Origin of the sequence: Bacillus sp. 3G2 (genome assembly GCF_044324725.1) — a bacterium.
Taxonomy (GTDB): Bacteria; Bacillota; Bacilli; order Bacillales; family Bacillaceae_G; genus Bacillus_A; species Bacillus_A mobilis.
Map to the genome: position 1 here is coordinate 2,653,674 of NZ_CP172246.1, position 22,081 is coordinate 2,675,754.

Genomic DNA, 22,081 nt, shown 5'->3' on the forward strand with positions numbered 1-22,081 from the left:
TTTTTAAGGTAAGTAACGACGAGCACCAGCGTATTCTTCTATATATCCTGGTGAATTTAGCGGTATAATCTCTACCGATCTTTCAGCTCTCGGTGAGTGAATCATATTTCCATCACCAATATACATAGCAACATGGTGAACACTACCTTTTCCTTGATCATGTGCGAAGAAAATTAGATCTCCTTTTTGTAAGTTTTCTTTATCAACCGCAACTCCATTTCTCGATTGCGGACCAGAATCTCGCGGGATTGTAATACCGTGTGATTTATAAATTGTATGTGTAAATCCAGAACAATCAAATCCGAAACCACTTGTACCAGCCCATATATACGGTAATCCTAAAAACATTTTCCCTGTGTTTATTAAATCATCGGCCACCGGAGTTGGAATATCATTTTGCGAACGATAAACCGTTCCATCATTTTTTCGTAGCCAAGCTTTTTGCCCATTTGGTAACAACACGCGGTATGAAATTGTATCTTCACTCAGTAGTGGTAGTCGCGTATTATAGCTCACTTCAAGCGATTTATGTTTTTCAGAAGGATTTATATATAAAATGGCTGTCGGTTTCGTTACTAAAACGAAAGGTTCGTTTGTTTTATCTGCAAATTCTTGATTATACGTTAACTGTTTTTCAGGCATCCAACCTGGATAACCTTCTTCATTTCTTGGTGTTGGCTGACCATGGACTAGCACTTTCACCCAGTCTCCTTTTTTATCAACAACCGTTACTTCTTGACCTAATAACGCTTGCGTTTCTAATTTATTTGCATTAGTTAACCAAAGTTTCTCATTAAGCGTCATTGATTTCGTCCACTTCCACAAATCAACTGGATTTGTAGCACTCGGTGCATCAATTGGCCGTAATGAATCAGGTGCAGTCCAAAGTGTTGCGGCAGATACATCGATAAACGCTTTACTATCTTTCTTCTCCTCAGCATGTGCTGATGTGAACGCTGAAAATATAAATAAAGTTGTTAAAAATGCAGTTCCTACTCTTTTCATACATATCCCCCTTAAAAGATAGTTTACTAGTCTCTTCTCTTAAGATTTACTATTCACTGTCGATTGAAGGTTTACCTTTGACCCTGAATAAGTCATTCCTTCCGGTTCTTCCATTAACCAAAGTGGTGCATCTAGATCGAAGTAATAAATATTAGGGTGTGCAGCAGCTAAATGGGCTACAGCGCTAACCGAAGTGGAAGATTCCATCATACTACCGACCATACATTTTATACCCGCAGTTTCAGCGATATCTGCAATACGCCACGCTTCACGTATGCCACCACATTTCATTAATTTAATATTGAGCAAGTCTGCATATCCTCCTTGAACAATTTTGAATGCATCACTTGCTGAAAATATACTTTCATCTGCCATAATGGGCGTTTGTACATGGTCTTTGACGTACTTTAATCCATCCCAATCTTTCGCATGAACAGGTTGTTCAATAAATTCGATATTTAAATTACGATTTTCCATCTCTTTAATAATCGTAACCGCTTCTTTTGGATTCCACCCTTGATTTGCATCTAATCGTAACGTCGTATTTTTTGGTACACTATTTCGAATCGCTTCAATACGTTCTAAATCTAAATGAGCAGATTTCCCCACTTTAATTTTTAAAGTTTGAAATCCTTTTTCTACATGTTGCTTTGCCTCTTTTGCCATAACGAAAGGCTCATCTACACTCACCGTAATGTCTGTGTGAATTTCTTTCTTCCCGCCTAAGAATGCGTAAAGTGGAACGTTTTGATATTGACAATACACATCATATAAAGCGATATCTACTGCCGCTTTCGCACTTGGGTTTCCAATACAACTCATTTGAATGTGCTTTAGTAACTGTTGAAACTGAATGATATCTTGACCAATTAAACAGGAACGCATCGGTCCTAAAATTGCTGCTTCAATCCCGTTAGCGAAATCCCCCGTAATAACTGGTGTTGCCGCTGCTGCCCCCTTGCCAACAATTCCTTCATCTGTATGAATATATACATCTATACTTTCTATTTCGGTTACGGTACGAAGCGCCGTTTTAAACGGTGTATGAAGATTAACACGTCTACGATTTACTTTTACATCAGTAATTTTCATATTGTTCATCCTTTCGTTCTCTGACAAAGTGGAACCTTAATTCCCAATTTTTTTGGAGTAATAAATCTCCTCTTTCACTTACTTTTCATGTAAAAGGTTAATGTGAAATAAAAAAATCCAGCCATAAGAAGATTCTTACGGCTGGATTTCGTCTAGGAATGGGTAGACAAAGCAGCGATTTGATTATATTTTTTCTGCGCATCTTTTAATGCTACAAGAAGTGCTTTTTGAGACGAACCAAAATATCTATTTTTTATTTCTGTTACCAATAGTGGATCATTAATATTTTTATGTAGAAACAAATATTTAACAAATTGTGATGTTAATGCAATTGTCGCTGAGCAATCTGCATCTACAATTTCCCCTGTCTCCTTAACAAGTACAAACGCTACAAAATAACTTTTGAACTTTTCGGTAATAGGATTATTTTGAGGTGCTTTCGCATCCCCTACGACATAAATTGTATTTGAAGCGTACACAGCTATCTTCCTTTCTAATACGGGATAACGGTTTTCTTAATAGTCGTATGAGCGATAAACTCAACGTTGATTAAGAAATGTATCCGCTTACCTTGTATTATAAAACAATTGACAGAATTTTAACAACATTTATTTCGGTATATATTCCATAATTATGAAAACAATTCAAACTCTTCATTTTTACAATATGTGATTGTTTCTTGTACCATGCCATCCATACATGAAAAAACAGCTAGCAATCGCTAACTGTTCTATGACACTACTTCGGCAACACAAATATAGTTTCATTTGACTTAGAAAATTGATATTCTTTTCTCGCAAATTTTAATATTTCTTCCTCATCATCTGTTAAATTTTCTATGTTAGTCTTTAAAGAAGTCTTATCTTTCTTTAAAGAAACCAATTGCTTTTTTTGATTCGTTATTGTATCCTTTTTTTCTACGATTATTTCTTGTTGTTTCGTTAAAATAAATTGAACGTACAAAGTAGCCGCCGCAATAAATATAAACATGAATATAAATCGCCTTAGTTTTTTCTTATTAACTGCTCGGTTCTCATTAGACTGTGATAGTTGTTCTTGTATATTAGGAACATTTATTCGCTTGAGTTTCCTCATTATGAAATCCCCCTAACACATATATTTTCACTACCATCGGCATGATCTCTTACTAACTGTAATTCTATTCTTATAAAATAAGCTCCTTCACAAAAATATCTCACAAATTAACCAATTAAAGATAGCATTCGACGACATTTCCATATTTACATTAATTTTTTTTATGTATGCTGCCATAAAATAGTAGTTTCTGTTATTCTTTTTCTACTATTGTAGAAGAGTTTTTTTACATACGAAATTTCTCCTCGTAATAACATGCTTACAAGGAGAGAAAAGATAAATTGTCGTATATTCGATAAAACTGGAATTACTGTTTCGGAACTAAGGTTTTAAGCATAGATTATCTGTAAAAAACTTAGCTAAATAAAAAAGCCCAAATTGGGCTTTTTTATTTTACAAATCTATATCATATTCCATGCTTTTCGCTGTTTCCTCAGCAACCTCCACACCTAACAAATTTTTCACAATATGAAATGACATGTTAATACCAGCTGAAATACCTGCCGATGTAATAATGTGTCCTTCATCTACAAATTTTACATTCTCCATTACTTCTACATTCGGGAAGTCTTTTTTGAAAGTTTGAATACTAGCCCAATGCGTTGTTGCTTGTAACCCTTCTAGTAAACCAGCTTTCGCGAGTAATAGCGCTCCAGTACAAACTGAAGTCATTAGCTTTACTTCTTTCATTTGCTGTCGAACCCAATTTATTATAGCTTCATTTTTCACTTCATTTTCCCTAACGCCTTTTCCACCTGGAATAATTAAAATATCAACTGGTGGTAAATCTTCAATACTATAATCCGGCTGTACCTTTAATCCGTTTCTTGCTGTAATCATTTCTCCATTTTGGCTAACTGTATAAACAGTAAATGGTTTGTCTTTATCCGCTTCGGTTACAGAAAAGACTTCAAATGGTCCTGCAAAATCTAACACTTCTACATCATTAAATAAAAATATGCCTACACTCCATTTATTTATCATACGTTCATTTCCTGTTTTAAATGATGTAAAAGGTGATCATATCCTTTTTCTAATGCAATATCATATGCTGTTTTTCCATCATTTTTCTTAATCGCTTTATTAGCTCCATTTTCAAGAAGTAGCATAACTATTTCTTCACTTCCTAATAATGCTGCTTCATGTAACCCTGTCCACCCTCCACTTTGTATAACATTTACATCCGACCCTTTTTCAATTAAAAAAGCAACAAGTTCACTTTGCTTATTCGCGATGGCAGCTTGCAAAGGTGTATTTTCATTTTCGTTTTTTGCTCTATTATGTATATCTGCTCCACTTTCTAAAAGAAAACTTGCTATCTCTTTTTGTCCAAAATAGCCCGCTAAATGAAGGAGAGTCCAGCCATCGTCACTAAATTCGTTAACAGCACTTGAATTTGTCTTTATAAAATCCACCACTTCTTCCTTATTACCACTTATAACAGCTTGTACTATTGATTCTAAAATTCCCATAATAATCTCCTATCTTTCAAATATTTAAGCATACTCTTCTATAAGTTCTATTGATTATGCTATTTTCCTGTTAAAACATAAGTTTACATAATAATATTATCTAAACGATTCTCATCTTTTATTTTAAATATTAAAATTTTCTGTTAAAATAAAATTATCATGTTTAATACGGAGGAGAAATTATGTTACAAGTAATGCCTTTAAATAGTGAAGACTATGATTTAATTACAGCTGCTGAAAAAGTAATTGAAAAAAACTATAAATATGGCCGTCATCATATCGGTTCAGCTGTAAGAACTAAAACAGGTAAAATTTATGCAGCAGTGCATGTTGAAGCGAATGTTGGAAGAATAACAGTGTGTGGTGAAGCTATGGCGATTGGAAAATCTATTTCAGAAGGCGATCATGAATTTGATACCATTGTAGCTGTTGCTCACCCACACCCTCATGAAGATATAGAAAAATGTTGGGTTGTTGCTCCGTGTGGTATGTGTCGTGAATTGATAAGTGATTATGGAAAAAATACGAATGTTATACTTTCTTATAATGGTAAACTTGTAAAATGTAACGTAATGGAATTATTACCTGAAAAGTATACAAGCGAAGTAGAATAATCATTCATACTTTCAACATATCAAATAATATTATTCCAATAAAAAAACAATCCGTTTTTTAAAACGGATTGTTTTTTTATTTCTTTTTTATGCAGTGTATTATATTTTTCTATTTTTAACACTAATAGAATTATCATTAACAAAAATGAAATCCGAATATTAAAGCACGTATTGTAGTACGTTTTTCATTTGAAAACAAAAAACGAAATTTCTCATTATATTTGAAAAAACTTATTATAAACTCTCTAAATTCAGCAGTCTTATCATACCAATCTATAACAATTTTGTCTTCTTCCCTTACCTGTTTCCTTTAACACATATGATTTTAAAACTAGCGCCGTTAATGAATCCGTTAATGTTTTATATGATAAATTAGATAATGCTAATAGATCGTTCGTATATAACATTCTATGCTTCTCTAATAATAATAGTACTAATCGTTCAGACGGTTTTAATGCCTCGTCACTTTCTAGTATAAAGTCTATATTTTTCATTTCTCTATTTATTACTCCTTATATAAAAAAATACTTACACCCCTAATTTAATATAAAAATACTACACAACAAAAATTGAGGTATATTAAAATAACATCGTTTTAAAACACTATTATACTATAACATAGAAAAAGCATTTCCCGAAATAGGAAATGCTTTTTCTATATTACTAATATGGTACTTCCAAACCTTCATTATTTCTTAAATTCTTACCCGTACAATTCCCTCCTAATTTCTCTGGTCATCTAAAAGTATTTATAACAAATCAAGTTCTTTTAAAATGATTCAAATAAAAACGGTTAGTCATTCTAAATGACTAACCGTCTTCCAGCTTCTTCTCAATTAATATGTTCTACCTTATATATTTCTTGCAATATGCGGCTTACTGTAATGACTTGTTCCACCGCCGCCTACTGCTACTTTTCCACCTTTTTCAAAAATTAATAATTTACTTGAACCATCAGCCAGAAGTACTATTACTTCAGCATTATTACTCGTTGCTACATAAATTACATAACCACTTTTTGATATACACGTTTCCCAATTTGCATCAAATTCAGATCTTACTACCCGATTTGAATACACTTGATCTTCAATTCTACCTTGTTCTTCATTTTCCAATTTGATTCCTCACCCTTCACTAAAATATCATTTATAGTAATTTGACAGCCCTATTTAAAATAATGACTGACTTTAACATAAATAGTATATGTAATTAGTAGAAGAATGCTTGGACAATGCATATATAATAACCTGCAAGGAAATCACATCTAAAACAAGGGAGTCGATATTATATCGACTCCCTTGTTTTCATACATAGTTCTTTATTTTTCGTTTCGCACAGCTTCAAAAGTAAACATTTGATTTGCATTTGACGGTTCTTTTTCATAAACATAGTCAGCGGAGCAAGTAATGTTAGAGAAACCTATACTTTCTAACAGAAGTTTAAACTCTTCTATTCCATACCAGCGCAGCGCGAAGCGTTGTAATTCTGTTTGTACTAACTGTCCTTTACTCCATTTTTCATATTTTAAATAGGATAGAGTAACTTGGTTCAACCAATCTATTTCAATTGATTTATTTTCTAATGTAATTCCGTCTCCGCTCGGCAAAGAAAAAGTCGATGTATGAATCTCTCCTGTTTTCCAGTCATGCGGAAGCATAATATCTACGATTAATCGCCCACCTGGATTAAGGTGTTCATAAAAACATTTCAATGCGTTTATAGAATCCGTTCGATTTTCAATTAAACAAAAAGATCCAGTTGGAATGATAATTGCCTCATATTTATGTGGCAGTGAAAATTGTTGTAAGCTTCCTTCATATAAATGAGGATGTAAGCTTCTTTCTTTACATCGTATGCGGCACGATTCTAGCATTTCAGGCGAATAGTCAATCCCATCAACTGTAAAACCAGCCTCAAGAAGTGGGATGATAACACGCCCTGATCCAACTGCCGCTTCGAGAATTCTTCCGGTGCAATTTTTTAAACGTTCTTCGTAATACTCAATATCTCCATTTAAAGAATAACCGACAGGCTTTGTGTAATCATACAGTTCCGTGCAAAGTGTACTATAAAAACTAAACATTTATTTTCTCCTCCGTTTTTTACGTACGGAAGATTTTCATTCAATTAATCTTCCTGTACCTTTATTTTTAATAAAAATTCGAAAGAGCTGACTGTCATAATATATCACTCGCTTTCCATAAAATATAATTATATTTTATAATATTCCACCCGAAATTAATACATGAAAATTCAGATTTATACTAAAAGGAGGATATGATGAATTCATTAATTGGGTTTATTTTTCTTCTTATTTCTTTTAATATACTGATTTTCATTATAGCAAAGAAATATCCACGAATATGGAAAATGTCCAGTGGTATTTTCATTCTTTCTTCCCCTATTGTTTTCTTCACCGCTTTACACGTAATTGGTGAAAAAGTAGGAGATGGATTCGCCGGAGGCTTTGCTGGGCTTACCTTTAGTGGTTTATTGATCATAAATGCAATTTTTTTATTTATTGTAAGCATTTTTGTATCCACCAATAAAAATTCACATTAAACTCCCTATCTCAAAATGTAAAGAGCTTACTATGCAGTAAGCTCTTTATCCATAACTATTTATTTTACAATTGGCAATGTCACTTCACTTAATTTCACTGTAAGATTCGTTCCCGCTTTCGGTCTAATTGTATAATCATAGTCACTAGCGAGTAAAACAACCCCTATTTGATGCCCCGCTTTAAATACATAATCATCTGGCTGCATGTCCCATGTGAATGTATAATCTTTACCTGGTTTAAGTGCTGTTGAATCTTTTATACTATTTAAGTTTTGTGGGTCCATCCAACCTCTCGTAACTATTTCAGGCTTTGCTCCGCCATAATCAACAAGTAATGCTGTTAAATTTGATACAGGACGATCAATATTTCCTGTAATTGAAATCTTTGGTGTCCCGCTAATTCTCATATCTTTTTGTAATACCGGCATTGTATACACTAATCGATTTGCTACTTCTAATTCTGGGTTTGCTATTAATTGATTTGATTTCAATTTTGCATCATCTACGAATGAGAAAACTTTATTTGCAGAGCCCATACTTAATGGTAAATTAACTACCTTGTTACTTAAATACATACGAACTTTTGACGGCACAGCTGATGGATCCGGCCAGTTTTTTAATTTTTCCCAAGTTTTATTTTCACGTTGTACATCAACCATCGGTTCATTCATAATTCCATTTTCAATTCCATACAACCAATAATCGAGCCATTTATTTTGTGTTTTTTGCCAGTCATTCGTTGATGTCCCACCGTGTCCACCTTGATGTAACCACATTTTACGAGGAACATTATTTTCTCCAAGTGCATCCCACCATTGCGCGAACTGCTTCGTCTTAACATTCCAATCATTTAAACCATGAACAACAAATACGCTTGCTTTTACATTTTTAGCATCTTTTACATAATTACGTTTATCCCAAAAATCATTATAATTACCAGTTTTCCGGTCCTGTCCAGATGTTAACTCTTTTATTACTTGTCCGCAAACTTCAGGATTTTCTCTTGTTAGTACTGCTTCTGCCATATTATCTGTATCTTCTCCTTGGTATCCACCTGGCGCAATGACTGCACCGTTTGCACGATAATAATCATACCAACTACTAATCGCTGCGATTGGAATAATTGTTTTTAACCCCTCAACACCAGTCGTCGCAACAGCATTCGGTAACGTACCATTATAAGATACTCCTGTCATACCTACATTTCCTGTTGACCAATCAGCCTTAACTTCCTCACCATTTTCTGTATATGCTTTCGCACGTCCATTTACCCAATCAATAACAGATTTTGTCCCTAATATTTCTTGCTCATCCCCAGTAGTTGGACATCCGTCTGATTTTCCAGTTCCAATACTTTCACCTAAAATGACTGCATAGCCTCTTGGTACATAATAATTGCCGTATGAACCAAGATTAACAGCTCCATACGGTTTGCCTTCATACGCATACAATTCTTCGTCTACATTATATACAGGTACATCTTTTAAACCAGCTCGATATGGGCTCATTTCATATATAACAGGAACTTTCACATTAGGATCAGTCTTAGGACGCATAACCTTTACTGATACACGATCTTTTTTTCCATCTCGATCACTATCAACTTCCGTCTCTACAAATAGATTTTCGATAATTGCTTCATCAAGCGAGTAAATCGGCTTTGTCATCCCATTTTCTAATTCGATCTTCGTATTTGATTGTAGTCCTTCTGCAACTTTCCCATTTAACTTCACGTCATTTTCATTTATGTAGTTTGTTTCTTTCTTTTCTGCATACACAGTCATACTAGAAACTCCTGATGTGACTGATAAAGATACGATTGTTGATAATGTAATTGCTATTTTCTTTTTCCCCATATTCTTTCCTCCCCATATATGTCTCCTTTTTACTATACAACAAAATTACTGAAAATTCAGTTTATATTTATTCGATAACTTAAAAAATTGGTAGAGCACCATTCAAATGAGCTTTCGAGGTTATATTTTCTGATTTACTACTCTCATATAATCAATAAAAAACATCGCCTAATAATAGACGATGTTTCTAATAGTATTGAATTAGTCATTCTTCATATTAATATAAAATCGTATATCTCCCTCTATTGTATAGACACCATAATCAAAACCATGTCTTTCTAAAATACTTTTCACGATCGCTAAACCTAGTCCTGTACCAGAATGGTCTTTACTACGAGAAGATTCTAAGACATAAAAAGGTTCCCAAATTTTATCAATATCTTTTATATGTTCTACATTCATACCATTTTGAATTTGAAAATATACACTGTCATTTCGTTCTTCTAAAGTAATTTTTATATGTTGATTTGCTGTATATTTTATTGCATTAGATATTAAATTTTGAAACACCATTCTCATTTTATTTATATCTGCATAAATAATTGCATCGCCAACATTATATTTCACATGCAAATCAATTTCTTTCGATTCCAGTTCAATCTTATGCTTATCTAATATACTTTGGACTAGTGATACAATAGAAAATTGTTCTTTTTGTAAAACATCTCTCTCTAGTTTAGAAAATCGTAATAACTCTTCAATTAAGTTCGAAATGTGATCAGTTTGTTTAATAATAGTATCTATGTATGTACCATCATCTAAACCATCTTTTATTCCCATAGAATATGCTTTAACTAACGAGATTGGAGTTTTTAATTCATGCGTCACATCACCCATAAATCGTTTTAAATGTTCATTTCGATCTGTTAAATCTTCATGTGCCTCATGTAGTTTATCACTCATGACATTAATACTATTAGCTAATTCTCCTATTTCATCATTTGTTTTCACTTTCGCTCGTTCAAATTTCAAATTTGAAATATCTTCTGCCACTTCACTTAATTCTTTCAATGGTCTAGTGATTGTTGTTGAAAGTATCCATACAAGTACGATAATGAGAAAAATCGTAATGCCTAAAATGTACAAATAAAATGAATTTAACGTTTTGATTACTTCATTAGAATGTGCAATCGAAACCCCTACTAAAATCAACATATCCTCTTTCGCAATGTATTTCACAAAAAAGCTAGATTTCATCTTCTCTTGATCATATATTTTATTCGATTTCCCGAAGTGCTTTACTTTCATTATTTCTTCTTTAGTAATCCAAAGTTTATTAAGTGCAACTCTTTTCCTTGAAAGTTGCATTCGTAATTCATCATTAATATGATCTTCTGAGTCTTTTATGGATGTATACGCAATCGTAACATTTCCTTCATTTTCAATGCTAGTAATTGCTTCATCCAGTTGTTTACTCGGTATGGACTGTATTTGTGCTGTTATACCTTCTAAGCTTTCTCGCGTTTTGTAAATATTATATTTCGGTAAAAGATAGTTAATTAATAATAAAGAGATTGTAAAAATAAGAATAACAGTTAAAGAAATGCTGAGAAATAGCTTTTTTCCAAGTTTATTCACTCTGCTCCTCCAAACTATATCCTAGCCCGCGGTGCGTCTTTATGATATTCTCTCCTACTTTTTTACGTAATCTTCTTACATGTGTATCAACAGTTCGCTCTTCACCAAAATAGTCAAATCCCCATACGATATCTAACAATTTTTTGCGAGTTAAAATCATGCCTTTATGATTTAAAAAACACTTTATTAATTCTAGCTCTGTTTTTGTAATATCCAACTCTTTGTCATTTTTATAAACTTTATTTTTAGTGAAATCTATTTTCAAATCTTGAACTTGAATGACATCATCAAGTTGTATTAGCTTTTTCGCTCGTGTAATGAGTACGCCTGGATGAAATGGTTTTTTTACATATTCATCTGCACCACTTTGAAGCGCTGCTAATTCATCTTCACTTTCACTTTTCGCCGTAAGCATTAATACCTTTACGCTTGAATTCTTTTTTATTTCCTGACAAACTGTAATACCACTATGTTTCGGCATCATCCAATCTAAAATAGCTAAATCAATTTTTTCATCAAAAAATATTTGAAGTGCTTCCTCTCCATCTTTTGCTAATAAAACTTCGAAGCCTTCTTTCTCGAAATAAGCTTTTAAAATCCTTAACATATCTTGTTCATCATCTGCGATTAATACTCTCATACATGATCCTCCATTGCTATTAAACAAAAACCAATTGTATTATACAACTTCTTCGTTACATAAATGTGACAGAAAAATATTTGAACCTTTTAAGGGTATAGTAAAAACGAGGTGTTGTACTATGATGAAAAAAATCGGGGTCATTACTCTTCTTTTCTTCTTATTATCAACAAATGCGTTCGCAAATACTAATCAACAAATTGAAGTATTTGATTGTCAAAAAGAAATGGTCGTTCAAAAACAATCTTTAGATCCAGCTATTCAAAAAGAAGCTGTTCAATATGCTAAATCCATTACTGGCCCGTTCAAAAACTTAAACGTCGTTCCAAAAGATGGTCACATGATAAAAATCCCTTTATCTAAACCAGTTTCTATTACAAATCAATGGTTACATACAACAATTGATGAAGTTCTAATTCTTCTACCACTTAATCAAAAACCTTATATTATGCTTTACGATGATGAAAACAACCCGCATTTTTATTATGTGAAAGGTGATCCGAAGGGATTATTGAAAGAAATGAATGTGAAACATAATTAAATAGAAACAAGAGACTTTATAAGCTTATAAAGTCTCTTGTTTTACTCATATAATACTTTAAAGTGACTAGACCCTTTATAAAATTCTCCTTTCACAAATCCATTTGCAGTATAAAACGCATTACCTTGTTTCGTATCCGTATGTAAAACAACCACTTTAAAATACTTTTCTGCATGAAATAATAATCGGTTTAATAACAAGTTCCCTAACCCTATACGACGATAGTCCTTTGAAATATAAAATCTCCTTAATCGGCCAATCTTATTGTTTTCTGTATATGAATCTTCATTTAACCCTCCTATTCCAATTAAATTTTCCCCTTGAAAAATGCCATATAAACATTCACCAGTTTTATTAAATGTGTTTATTTTATTTTCATATTCACTTATTAGTTTTACTAGGAAATTAAATCCTTCTTCTTTGCTTTCTTGAACAAGATAATCGTGTTCATATATCATTAAATCTTCTATTTGTTGAATATGTATATCTTTCAATTGATTTCCCCCTTAATTTGAAAATACATAAAAATGCTCAAGAATCATTTATTCTGAGCATTTTTATGATTGTTATTTTATTCAATTCGTAACATGCTTATTCTTTACTTCAGGCAATATCCCCTTCAACTCCAATAAATCATCTATTACTATATCCGCCTGAGCAAGTTCATCTTCTTGTGCAAAATCAAAATTGCATCCAATCGCAATCAAACCGTTCTCTTTCGCTGCGTTTATATCAGATAAACGGTCTCCAACTACCGCTGCTTCTTTTATATCATATTTGTTCAAAATACTTTTTACTAAGTCACTTTTATTAAGTGAGTTTATTTGTTCAATACTAAACGTTTCAGTAACCCATTGGTCTAAGTCATAATAAGATACAATTGCTCGTAAATATTCAGTTAAACCATTGCTAGCAATATATATTGAACAATTATTTTCTTTTATATTTGTAAAAATTTCTTTTACGTTCGGGTATAAAGCACCTTTTCCACTCTTAATATTCTCAATTAATCTTTCTAAAAAATATGCATCTGTTTGTTCTCTTACTTCAAGAGAATGATCCGGTAATAAAGCTTCCCAAACTTTCGGTAACGGCACACCCATGATTTCACGGTATTTATCAATAGGTGTTACCGTATCCCATAATTGTAATGAACGCAAATAATCAAAAGTATCATCTAACGATAATTCTAAAATTTTATCTGTTTGAAATAACGTACCGTCCATATCAAAAATTAATGCTTGTAACATGTCATTCTCTCCTTTTGAACTATAAGTATTACTCGATATATTTTTCAGCATCTCAACGATAATTTCTGAACAATAATTTGCGGCAGTTCTTGCGAAATCATCATAGGAAACTTGAGCTTCATCGTCTGCACTGTCAGAAATACATCTTATAACGAGAAATGGTACGTCATTTATGTAAGCAATATGTCCTATTGCTGCACCTTCCATTTCTGTACAATGAGGTGCATAATCATCTATTAATTTAGCTTTTAGTTTTGAATCCTCAACAAAACATTCACCGCTGACGATTCTTCCTTCATGAATCTCCATATGTAAACAACTACTATTGCATGCTTTACATGCTAACTCTATTAATTCCTTACTTGCCATAAATTCTTCTTGGAACGGGAATAAGTTTTTCATTTGAGTTTTACTTACATCATGATGGGTAACATTCGTTGAAATAACGATATCACCAACTTTTACATCTGGATGTAAACCGCCAGCAACACCTGTATTTATGATAGCATCTACATTAAATTTATGAATTAATGTTTGCGTACATGCGGCTGCATTAACTTTCCCTACACCAGAACGTGTAATAATTACTTCTGTCCCCATAAATTCGCCAATGTAAAAAGGCATTCCCGCAATCGTCTGTTCCTCTTGTATAGCTAGTTTTTCTAAAAGTAAGTCTATTTCAATTTGCATTGCTCCGATAATTCCGATTCTATTCATGTATGTTGTCCCCTTTATTAATTACTTCCCTTAATTCTTTCAGACATAACTGAAAATAAAAATCTCGGAAGTACAAGTTGTCTCTTTAACCTTTTCGGCTGTGAGAGTAACCTATACAGCCATTCAGTTCCAGTATCCCTCATAATTTTTGGTGCTCTTTTTACAGTACCAGATATTATATCAATCATGCCTCCAATACCAATAGATAGCGGAACATTTAATGTTTGTATGTTTTCATAGATAAATTCTTCTTGTTTTGGTGAACCTAGTCCGACTAGCAATAAGTGCGGCTTGAATTGCTTAATTTTCATTTTTACTTCTTCTATTTCTTCACTATTTACAAATCCATGCTGTCCTTTAAACAGTGCTCCTGGGAACTGCTCATTTAATTTTACTATTGCCTTATTATTACTTTCTGGTGCAGCTCCAAAAAGAAAGACACGGTATCCATTGTCGTTACAATATTTGATTAAATCATGAGTGATATCTGCTCCAGTAACACGTTCTTTCAAAGCTCCTTTTAATATTTTCGAGCCAATTATGACACCAATGCCATCCGCTGTTATTAAATCCGCAGATAGTAACATCTTTTTAAACTGCTTTGATTTTTTCGTGTTTTCCTTTGCAGACATAACAATTTCAGGATTTGCAGTTACTACAAACCTTGGTTTCTCTTGTTGTTCATGTAGCCAACCTTTTAATAAACTTATAGCTTTTTCATATTCTAAAGTTGAAAAAGGTATCCCCTTTATAAGTTGGTGATCCACTATACTCTCCCCTTACATAAGTTGCAAATATTCATCAATATCTTTAGAAATTTGTTTATAAGCTTTATCCCAGAATGCATAACTTGCTATATCTACTTCAAAATGTTTTTTCATAAGCTCTTCCACTGGAGATTTTCCTGTTTCTCGTAAAAACTCTTTATATTTTGAATGAAAAGTACTTTTACTTTCTTGAGCTATTTCTAATAAACTAAAACTAGCTAAATACCCAAATGTATATGGATAATTATAGAAAGGAACATCTGCAATATAAAATTGAACATATTTCATCCAAACAAACGGCTGATATTCTAATAATGCATTCCCGTATGCTTTTTCTTGGGCTACTATTGATAATTTCTCGATTTCATCAGCACTTAAGGGACCTTCTTTACATTTTTCATAAAAATTCATTTCAAATTCAAATGATGCTCGAATTGCCATTACATAATTAAAAAAGTTTCTTATTTTCCAACTAAGCAATGACTTTTTCATATCTATATTATCTGTTGTTTGAATTAAATAGTTTATAAGCACGGTTTCAAAGAAAATAGACGCCGATTCAGCCGTACTCATTGGCAAATAATCATCTAAAAAAGAAGTAGATTGCTCAAAACTCATATTATAAAAATGCCAAGCATGTCCTAGTTCGTGCGCAAGTACTCTTACACTATCGATACTTCCGTCATAACGCATAGAAATTCGTGATTCTTTTTCACTGAAAAAAGGAGCACAAAATCCACCAGGTGGTTTATTATCTCTCGGTTCCGCATCCACCCATCCACTCTCGATTGCATTACGTGCAAATTCTGCTAATTCTTTATCAAGATTTTGTAATGCATCGTATATGTTCTGCACTGCAACTGAAAAAGGTATAAAAGTCTCATTATGTTCTTTTACTGTCATAAGTTCATGCCATGTAATCGAAGCTTTCCCCTTCTTATACACGTTTAAAGCACTTACTAATGTATCAAGATTTTCTTCTGTCGCATTCCACATTTGTAATAATGCAGTTTCAGAAATACCATTCGCATGTAGAGATTGCGTTAAAATCTCTCTATCTTCTAATTCATTACTCTTTGTATTACGCAATTTCCCTATTTGATTTAATACAGTAGCAAAGATTACTTTTTCCTTATATAAAGCACCTGTTAATAACTCGAATACTTCTAATCTTTCCTTTTCATTATCACTATTCATTGCAATGTTATTTGCGTGGCCAAATGATAATTGTTTATTATTGTGTTCTATTTCTATCTTATTTCTTAATTGTATGTACATATTTTCCCATGCATCAAGTTCATCTTTTATTAAATTAGTATTAATATTATTGGAAGTTTCCATTTCACTTTGCTGCATTACTTGCTGCACTTCTCTTTTCAAATCTTTTACTGTCGTAGACGCTATAGCAAGTTCAGATGTAACACTTTCTTCAGCCGATCGGCAATACATATAGTATTCTGCTTTTTCAATAGCTTGTATAAGTTTTGAAAGAATCGCTACATCTTTTGTCACATAATATTGTTCTTTCAACTCCAATATTGGAGTTAGAATATCCTCAATTGCATACAATCGATCTAAATCCCATCTAGCAATTTCATGCATTTTTTAGCCGCCTCCTATTTTTACAAATAGTTACAGATATTTCCCCCCTCACAATTATAAATGAAATGTAAAAATTTTAATATCTTTAAATATTTAGATTCCTATAAACGCATTCTTATTTATATTCTTTTCCTCTGCTACTAAAACGCATATAACATAAACAGATGAATGATACGACCACTGGAATAAGTACTACTCCTCCAATAAAGGGATAAACTATTACACTACATGTAAAAGCTACTATAGAAAAAATTTTGCCTAACCTATTCTTTATTAACTTCATTCCAGCCGCAGTACCGACTATATATGTTACAATTCCTAACGAATTTGGTATTAATACAATTTTATCTATACTAATATGAAAAATAAAACTTATTAATAAACCTATTATTGCAATATAACCTACAACTTTTACTGCATTTGTTGGTGTTTCTCTATTTTTATTAATATGCGCTAGATAACGTGGTGCAACTTCTTCTTTTCCTAGTGAATAACCTAAGCGCCCCATACTTGCAATAAATGCATTTGTCGTCCCTAAACAAATGATAAAAGCTACAAATACATTTTTAAGAATTGAAAATCTAAAGATTCCTTGTAAAAAATTTGAGGAGAAAATCTACGAAGAATATAGAATACTCGAATGTCATCGAGTAACAGGTGAAAGTAGCTATTTCTTAAAAGTAGCAGTTTACTCTATGAAGGAATTAGAGGAATTGATTGATATCGTTATTCCTTTTGGTACGGTGAAAACTTCGATGATTTTATCTTCACCAATACCATATCGACCGATTATTACAGATTAATAATAAAAAAAAAGGATTGATCAAAAGATCAATCCTTTACTCTACTTCATTTAAGAAAAATAACGTTATAACGCCAGGTCCTGTATGTGCTCCGATTGCTGCACCAATTGTATTTACGATAAATACTTCACAGCCAAATCTCTCTGTAATTAATGCTTTTAATGCTTCAGCTGTTTCTAAGTCATCACCGTGAGTCATAGCGATTGTTTGACCTTGAAGGTCTTTTCCGCGCTCTTCCATAATATCTACAATACGGCTTAATACTTTCTTTTTTCCTCGTACTTTTTCAAGTGGTACAAGTTTTCCTTCTTCCACGTTTAAGATTGGCTTAATGTTTAGTAAACCACCGATAAAGCCTGCTACTTTACTTAAACGCCCACCCCTCACTAAATACTGTAAGTCAGCTACAGTGAAGATATGTTCCATATGGTTCATTAGAAAATCAACACGTTTTAAAATATCTTCTTTTGATGCGCCGTCTTTCGCCATTTTAGCAGCTTCTAATACGACAAGTCCTTGACCAAGCGAAGCACATTTCGTATCAATAATTTCTAAATCTAAATTAGCATATGTTTCTTTCACTTCTTCTTTAATAACAACTGACGATTGATATGTACCGGACAGTTCAGATGAAAAAGCTAAATATATACAAGGATTACCTTCTTTTGCATAAGAAACAAATTTTTCTTGGAAAGTTTCAAGTGAAGGCAATGACGTTCTATAAACAGCGCCTTCTCTCATGTTTTGCAATAATGTAACTGACTCTAATGTAACTCCATCTAAATACTCTGTTTCTGCTTCATCATAAACACGGAGTGGAATTAAATCAATATCATATGCTTGCAGCAATTCTACCGGTAAATCCGCCGCACTATCCGTAATGATTTTAACACCCATTTTTAAACCTCTATTCTGTTATAAATATAAAAAATATAAAATAAAAATAGTACTTTTAAATTATATACGTAAAACTTAAATGAAGAAAGGAAAAGACTTTATATTGTATGCACTATTCTTCAAAACTTGAACTGTTATTAAAAATCATCTAAATTTAACCGCTTTACATTCTGTATAATACAAATATATCGAATTTTCCAAAGGAGTGATACAAATGAGTATTCAATTAGCCACCTCTAATGATTTAGAATGGATTAATAAACAATATGACTCAATAGGATTTGTACGAAGTGATTTAAATCGAGAGAAAGTCGCAATCATTACATACAACAATGAATATGCAGGTGTTGGTCGTTTAGTCCAAATAGGTGAAGATACTATAGAAATGGGTGGGATTTTTATTCTCCCTCAATTTAGAGGTCTACAATTAGCTGGGGAACTTGTTTCATTTTTAGTAGAAACTGCGAAGAAATTACATGTACAACATGTATATTGTCTTCCTTTTGAGGAATTAGAAAACTTTTATAAGAAATATGGCTATACTGAGGTCGATACTACGAAAGAAGCGGTTCATCCAATTATTCTAAAAAAATATAATTGGTGTTTAGATCATTATGATAAGCATGTTTTATTATGTAAGCTGTAAGTGCGCCTAAAAAGATCGTATATCAAAATACAAATTATTTCTCCCACTCAACTAAAAACCGTACTTTATTTGGTCACCATCAGCTTCTACAAGAGATACAATTACTACATACGCTTCCTTTTTCTCCTAACATTACATTCGTATAAAAGATTATTTTGTTTAAAGTTACCTTAAATCGTATTCCAACAAACTAATCAGAAGGAGAATTCCTATATAATACAATTAAGTAATTAAAAGGAGCGTTATTCATGATAGATGTAGTAAGACTCGTTATCTTTATTGTAGTTGCAATTGGTGCCATTATTAACATTTACCTAGAATTTAATAAACCTAAAAAAAGTATATTTTCAATCGTTTTTTTATCAGTACTCTTAATCGGAGCCTCAGGTTTAATCAAAGATATTTTATCTAAACTTATATAGTTATTTGATTAAAAATTACTGTTCCGTCAATAATGTAAATAACATGATTGTATTTCTCCATTCTCCCTTGGAGAGGAGCAGTTAGCTTTTGCTAGCTGCTCTTTTATTTAAGACGAAATTTATCTATTATCCACAAAATACGTATCATACGCTTTATCAAAAACATATCCTAGCTTTTCAGCTAGTTTAGCAGATGTAGTATTTGCTGCATCCCAGTTTGGATATATCTCTTTTTCTAAACAATCCAAGATTAACGATGCACTAACTATAGTCGCCAATCCTTTTCTTCTATGATTGCGATCAGTCGCCACTTCGATTTCAATCCCATTATCATAAATGCTGTATGATGATGCACCGCATACAACTGCTCCATTGTACAAAATACTATACCCTATACCTCGGTTTAAATAATCTTCTACTGATTGAAATTGACTTGTAAAATCTTCAGAAACCTTATGTAATGTAGGGGTATTTACGATATGTCCATCTATTTTTCGTAACTCGTATCCTTTTGGAAGCGCCGATATAAAAGATTGTAATTTTGAACGATCAAAAACTTCCGCATTACGTTTGAATTTATAGCGTAAAAACTTATCTATTTTTCTTTCGTAACATGTTTCTATGCGTTTTTTCCACTCTTCACTATTTGCGATTACTAACATTCTATCAGGAATGTTACGTATTAATTCTTCAGTTTCTTTCGCATTCGAATCCCCAGCGTAAAATGTAAAGATCCCTACCGTAACTTGCGCTACTGTTGGATTCTCAAGATCATTTACCCAAGCAGTGCCCATATGTCCTTGTAAATAAGAAAGTAAAACAACATTATTGAAATCTTCGAACATAGTAACTAATTTTTCTCTCGTATGTATATTCGCTTCATATATCATTCAAATTCCTTCTTTCGTTAGAATCAATGTACCCCTACTTTTTCATAAGTCTGTTTATTCTACATATAAGCAAACGTTTACTAAATTCTATATAAATATAAATTTATTATAACATCTAATGAATAGTAATTGACTGTCCTTTATAAAGGTTAACAGTTAATATACTTAATAATAATTTACAATCTATAATCTTTTATTATGTAACAACCCTCAACATTGGTTTGAGGGTTCATTTAAATACATATGTTACTCATTCTTATAAATATATGATTCTGTTACTCCGTTGTTATATACTTTCGTTAATTTAACAACGGATTTATACGTATTATTTTCACTCATTATTATCTTTTTCATCTCTTCTATTTCCGTATTACCAGTCCCACTCTCTATTTTTAAACAGTTTGAAATGGAAAGATATCCACTTGATGCCAAAATAAAAATATAAGTAACATCAGGGAAATTTATAAATAGCAATCCATAGTTTAAAGGATCCCCAGCTGGATGTGATAAAAGCAATCGAAAACTTAACAGTTGAGGAACTTGAACAAAATCTTTAGAAACAATCGCCTTACCGACTATAGTAATTTGCTTAACGACATTCCCAAGTTCATCTGTAAATTCAGTACATCTAGGTGGATTAATTGTTGCTGCTTGTAAAGATACATTTAATTCAGGGATATTAAAATCGAAAAAGATTGTACTCCCCTCTGTTAAACATTGTGGACAAACATTTCCTAGCAAGCTAAAGTCCTCTTCGATATATTTAACTTTCGTTTTGCAGCTACAAACTTTCCCTATTCGGATTGCATCAATTCTCGAACAATCTACAAAGATAACCTCACTATCCTCTTGTACGAATGATACAATACCTTCCCTCTCATTAAATGAAAGGAAATAAGATACAACAATTTTGTTTCCACCTATTACGATACTCTCCACTTTCGTAAACGGTTCTAGACTTTGTAAAAATTCACATATGCTTTTTTGACAACATCGACGACTTCGTTTCGGCTCACAACCCACTTACACTCCATCCCTTCTCTTTATATTTTATCTAATACATATAATATGAACGGAGTATAAAAAAGCTTGGACAATATAACTTTAAGCTAGGAATATAATTACTTACTCATCACATTAATAATGAAATTACGCCAATAATAAGTAATAACACATAAATTCTCCTATAAATACATATAACAATTTCATCTTTCATGAAAAAAACGTTATAATAAGGTGTAGCCTCTACGATTACGTTATAAAGGAGAATAAAACAATGGCTAAAATTAAAGTATACCAAGCAAAAGAAGAAAATATGGAAGCAGTAAAAAACATCATTGATGTTGAGGAACAAAACCCAACTGCTGAAAACTTACAAAATCTATATGCATGTGTATTAGAAACAGAAGATATGGCATTGCCTGAATCATACATTGAAGAAGATATCTTAATTGATTCTATGGAAGTTATGGTTAACGCTTCTCAAAACAAACTAAGAGACTTAGGTGCATACGATGTAATCGAAGTTCAAAACAAAGGTAAGAAAACACAAATTTTATTATTAGCAGACGAAGAATACGAAATTATCGAAGGCTAATCTAAATCCGTACATATGAAAAAGCTACTTTCCAA

General features: G+C 32.3%; 25 protein-coding genes and 2 pseudogenes. 7 read left to right on the forward strand and 20 right to left on the reverse strand.

Features of this window, described 5'->3' with window-relative positions:
• Positions 1 to 3: 3 nt before the first annotated feature.
• The 6 genes from ACHZK0_RS13595 to ACHZK0_RS13620 form a co-directional block, all read right to left on the reverse strand.
• Entirely contained in the window at positions 4 to 1,005 is a 1,002-nt protein-coding gene (locus tag ACHZK0_RS13595) for a C40 family peptidase (RefSeq protein WP_262743435.1), read from the reverse strand.
• Positions 1,006 to 1,044: 39 nt separating this feature from the next.
• Positions 1,045 to 2,106, reverse strand: a complete 1,062-nt coding sequence (locus tag ACHZK0_RS13600; protein ID WP_270608103.1) for a dipeptide epimerase — start codon at positions 2,104 to 2,106, stop codon at positions 1,045 to 1,047.
• A gap of 143 nt (positions 2,107 to 2,249) precedes the next feature.
• Positions 2,250 to 2,576, reverse strand: coding sequence for a DUF3870 domain-containing protein (locus ACHZK0_RS13605; RefSeq protein ID WP_046954146.1), 327 nt, complete (start codon positions 2,574 to 2,576; stop codon positions 2,250 to 2,252).
• Positions 2,577 to 2,835: 259 nt separating this feature from the next.
• On the reverse strand, positions 2,836 to 3,192 hold the full coding sequence (locus ACHZK0_RS13610) for an FtsB family cell division protein (RefSeq protein ID WP_097818102.1): 357 nt from the start codon (positions 3,190 to 3,192) through the stop codon (positions 2,836 to 2,838).
• A 393-nt stretch (positions 3,193 to 3,585) separates the two neighbouring features.
• Positions 3,586 to 4,176, reverse strand: coding sequence for a DJ-1/PfpI family protein (locus ACHZK0_RS13615; protein WP_262743433.1), 591 nt, complete (start codon positions 4,174 to 4,176; stop codon positions 3,586 to 3,588).
• Entirely contained in the window at positions 4,173 to 4,664 is a 492-nt protein-coding gene (locus tag ACHZK0_RS13620; protein ID WP_270343949.1) for an ankyrin repeat domain-containing protein, read from the reverse strand. Before ACHZK0_RS13620 ends, ACHZK0_RS13615 begins: the two co-directional genes overlap by 4 nt.
• Positions 4,665 to 4,846: 182 nt before the next feature.
• Between ACHZK0_RS13620 and ACHZK0_RS13625 the strand changes: the two genes are divergently transcribed.
• The gene (locus ACHZK0_RS13625) at positions 4,847 to 5,278 is read left to right on the forward strand and encodes a cytidine deaminase (protein ID WP_262743431.1); all 432 of its coding nucleotides are present in this window, start codon (positions 4,847 to 4,849) and stop codon (positions 5,276 to 5,278) included.
• 263 nt (positions 5,279 to 5,541) lie between these two features.
• Here the strand turns inward: ACHZK0_RS13625 and ACHZK0_RS13630 are convergent, their stop codons facing one another.
• The 3 genes from ACHZK0_RS13630 to ACHZK0_RS13640 all read right to left on the reverse strand — a co-directional run bounded on the left by ACHZK0_RS13630 (position 5,542) and on the right by ACHZK0_RS13640 (position 7,361).
• Entirely contained in the window at positions 5,542 to 5,772 is a 231-nt protein-coding gene (locus ACHZK0_RS13630) for a hypothetical protein (protein ID WP_000789031.1), read from the reverse strand.
• A gap of 357 nt (positions 5,773 to 6,129) precedes the next feature.
• The gene (locus tag ACHZK0_RS13635) at positions 6,130 to 6,393 is read right to left on the reverse strand and encodes a hypothetical protein (RefSeq protein ID WP_097818106.1); all 264 of its coding nucleotides are present in this window, start codon (positions 6,391 to 6,393) and stop codon (positions 6,130 to 6,132) included.
• A gap of 203 nt (positions 6,394 to 6,596) precedes the next feature.
• Entirely contained in the window at positions 6,597 to 7,361 is a 765-nt protein-coding gene (locus tag ACHZK0_RS13640) for a class I SAM-dependent methyltransferase (RefSeq protein WP_270344196.1), read from the reverse strand.
• Between the two features lie 197 nt (positions 7,362 to 7,558).
• Here ACHZK0_RS13640 and ACHZK0_RS13645 point away from each other — a divergent pair, with 197 nt between their 5' ends.
• Entirely contained in the window at positions 7,559 to 7,840 is a 282-nt protein-coding gene (locus ACHZK0_RS13645) for a hypothetical protein (protein ID WP_395761716.1), read from the forward strand.
• 59 nt (positions 7,841 to 7,899) lie between these two features.
• Here the strand turns inward: ACHZK0_RS13645 and ACHZK0_RS13650 are convergent, their stop codons facing one another.
• From ACHZK0_RS13650 to ACHZK0_RS13660, 3 genes are all read right to left on the reverse strand, one after another.
• Positions 7,900 to 9,696 carry a Xaa-Pro dipeptidyl-peptidase gene (locus ACHZK0_RS13650; RefSeq protein ID WP_270344197.1) on the reverse strand — a complete coding sequence of 599 codons (1,797 nt, stop codon included), beginning with the start codon at positions 9,694 to 9,696 and terminating at the stop codon, positions 7,900 to 7,902.
• Positions 9,697 to 9,897: 201 nt separating this feature from the next.
• Complete coding sequence (locus ACHZK0_RS13655) at positions 9,898 to 11,274, reverse strand: sensor histidine kinase (protein ID WP_270344198.1); 1,377 nt, start codon at positions 11,272 to 11,274, stop codon at positions 9,898 to 9,900.
• On the reverse strand, positions 11,267 to 11,914 hold the full coding sequence (locus ACHZK0_RS13660) for a response regulator transcription factor (protein WP_395760486.1): 648 nt from the start codon (positions 11,912 to 11,914) through the stop codon (positions 11,267 to 11,269). The genes ACHZK0_RS13655 and ACHZK0_RS13660 overlap by 8 nt, the downstream gene beginning before the upstream one ends.
• 121 nt (positions 11,915 to 12,035) lie before the next feature.
• On the opposite strand from ACHZK0_RS13660, the gene ACHZK0_RS13665 reads away from it, so the two are divergent.
• Positions 12,036 to 12,455 carry a hypothetical protein gene (locus tag ACHZK0_RS13665; RefSeq protein WP_000976093.1) on the forward strand — a complete coding sequence of 140 codons (420 nt, stop codon included), beginning with the start codon at positions 12,036 to 12,038 and terminating at the stop codon, positions 12,453 to 12,455.
• A 41-nt stretch (positions 12,456 to 12,496) separates the two neighbouring features.
• On the opposite strand, the gene ACHZK0_RS13670 is transcribed toward ACHZK0_RS13665, so the two are convergent.
• The 5 genes and pseudogenes from ACHZK0_RS13670 to ACHZK0_RS13690 form a co-directional block, all read right to left on the reverse strand.
• On the reverse strand, positions 12,497 to 12,949 hold the full coding sequence (locus ACHZK0_RS13670) for a GNAT family N-acetyltransferase (protein WP_262743410.1): 453 nt from the start codon (positions 12,947 to 12,949) through the stop codon (positions 12,497 to 12,499).
• 81 nt (positions 12,950 to 13,030) lie between these two features.
• Positions 13,031 to 14,422: a 5'-methylthioadenosine/adenosylhomocysteine nucleosidase gene (locus ACHZK0_RS13675; protein ID WP_395760487.1), complete on the reverse strand. Its 1,392-nt coding sequence runs from the start codon at positions 14,420 to 14,422 to the stop codon at positions 13,031 to 13,033.
• A gap of 17 nt (positions 14,423 to 14,439) precedes the next feature.
• Positions 14,440 to 15,189: a WecB/TagA/CpsF family glycosyltransferase gene (locus ACHZK0_RS13680; RefSeq protein WP_262743412.1), complete on the reverse strand. Its 750-nt coding sequence runs from the start codon at positions 15,187 to 15,189 to the stop codon at positions 14,440 to 14,442.
• Positions 15,190 to 15,201: 12 nt separating this feature from the next.
• Positions 15,202 to 16,791, reverse strand: coding sequence for a M3 family metallopeptidase (locus ACHZK0_RS13685; RefSeq protein WP_395760488.1), 1,590 nt, complete (start codon positions 16,789 to 16,791; stop codon positions 15,202 to 15,204).
• A gap of 115 nt (positions 16,792 to 16,906) precedes the next feature.
• Positions 16,907 to 17,350: pseudogene (locus tag ACHZK0_RS13690) on the reverse strand (amino acid permease); the annotation flags it as partial.
• Between ACHZK0_RS13690 and ACHZK0_RS13695 the strand changes: the two are divergent.
• A pseudogene (locus tag ACHZK0_RS13695) lies at positions 17,340 to 17,594 on the forward strand (Lrp/AsnC ligand binding domain-containing protein); the annotation flags it as partial. The pseudogenes ACHZK0_RS13690 and ACHZK0_RS13695 sit on opposite strands and share 11 nt — an antisense overlap.
• Before the next feature lie 36 nt (positions 17,595 to 17,630).
• Here the strand turns inward: ACHZK0_RS13695 and ACHZK0_RS13700 are convergent.
• Positions 17,631 to 18,491, reverse strand: a complete 861-nt coding sequence (locus ACHZK0_RS13700) for a DegV family protein (protein ID WP_262743416.1) — start codon at positions 18,489 to 18,491, stop codon at positions 17,631 to 17,633.
• Between the two features lie 214 nt (positions 18,492 to 18,705).
• On the opposite strand from ACHZK0_RS13700, the gene ACHZK0_RS13705 reads away from it, so the two are divergent.
• A complete protein-coding gene (locus ACHZK0_RS13705) occupies positions 18,706 to 19,137 on the forward strand; it encodes a GNAT family N-acetyltransferase (RefSeq protein WP_098597313.1) in 432 nt (143 codons plus the stop codon).
• Between the two features lie 248 nt (positions 19,138 to 19,385).
• On the forward strand, positions 19,386 to 19,559 hold the full coding sequence (locus ACHZK0_RS13710; RefSeq protein ID WP_262742239.1) for a hypothetical protein: 174 nt from the start codon (positions 19,386 to 19,388) through the stop codon (positions 19,557 to 19,559).
• Positions 19,560 to 19,678: 119 nt separating this feature from the next.
• Here the strand turns inward: ACHZK0_RS13710 and ACHZK0_RS13715 are convergent, their stop codons facing one another.
• Both ACHZK0_RS13715 and ACHZK0_RS13720 read right to left on the reverse strand, forming a co-directional pair.
• Complete coding sequence (locus ACHZK0_RS13715; RefSeq protein ID WP_262742240.1) at positions 19,679 to 20,449, reverse strand: GNAT family N-acetyltransferase; 771 nt, start codon at positions 20,447 to 20,449, stop codon at positions 19,679 to 19,681.
• A gap of 246 nt (positions 20,450 to 20,695) precedes the next feature.
• Positions 20,696 to 21,472, reverse strand: a complete 777-nt coding sequence (locus ACHZK0_RS13720) for a BC_2878 family exosporium-associated protein (protein WP_395760489.1) — start codon at positions 21,470 to 21,472, stop codon at positions 20,696 to 20,698.
• A gap of 253 nt (positions 21,473 to 21,725) precedes the next feature.
• On the opposite strand from ACHZK0_RS13720, the gene ACHZK0_RS13725 reads away from it, so the two are divergent.
• Positions 21,726 to 22,046 carry a hypothetical protein gene (locus ACHZK0_RS13725; RefSeq protein WP_064449455.1) on the forward strand — a complete coding sequence of 107 codons (321 nt, stop codon included), beginning with the start codon at positions 21,726 to 21,728 and terminating at the stop codon, positions 22,044 to 22,046.
• Positions 22,047 to 22,081 lie beyond the last annotated feature (35 nt).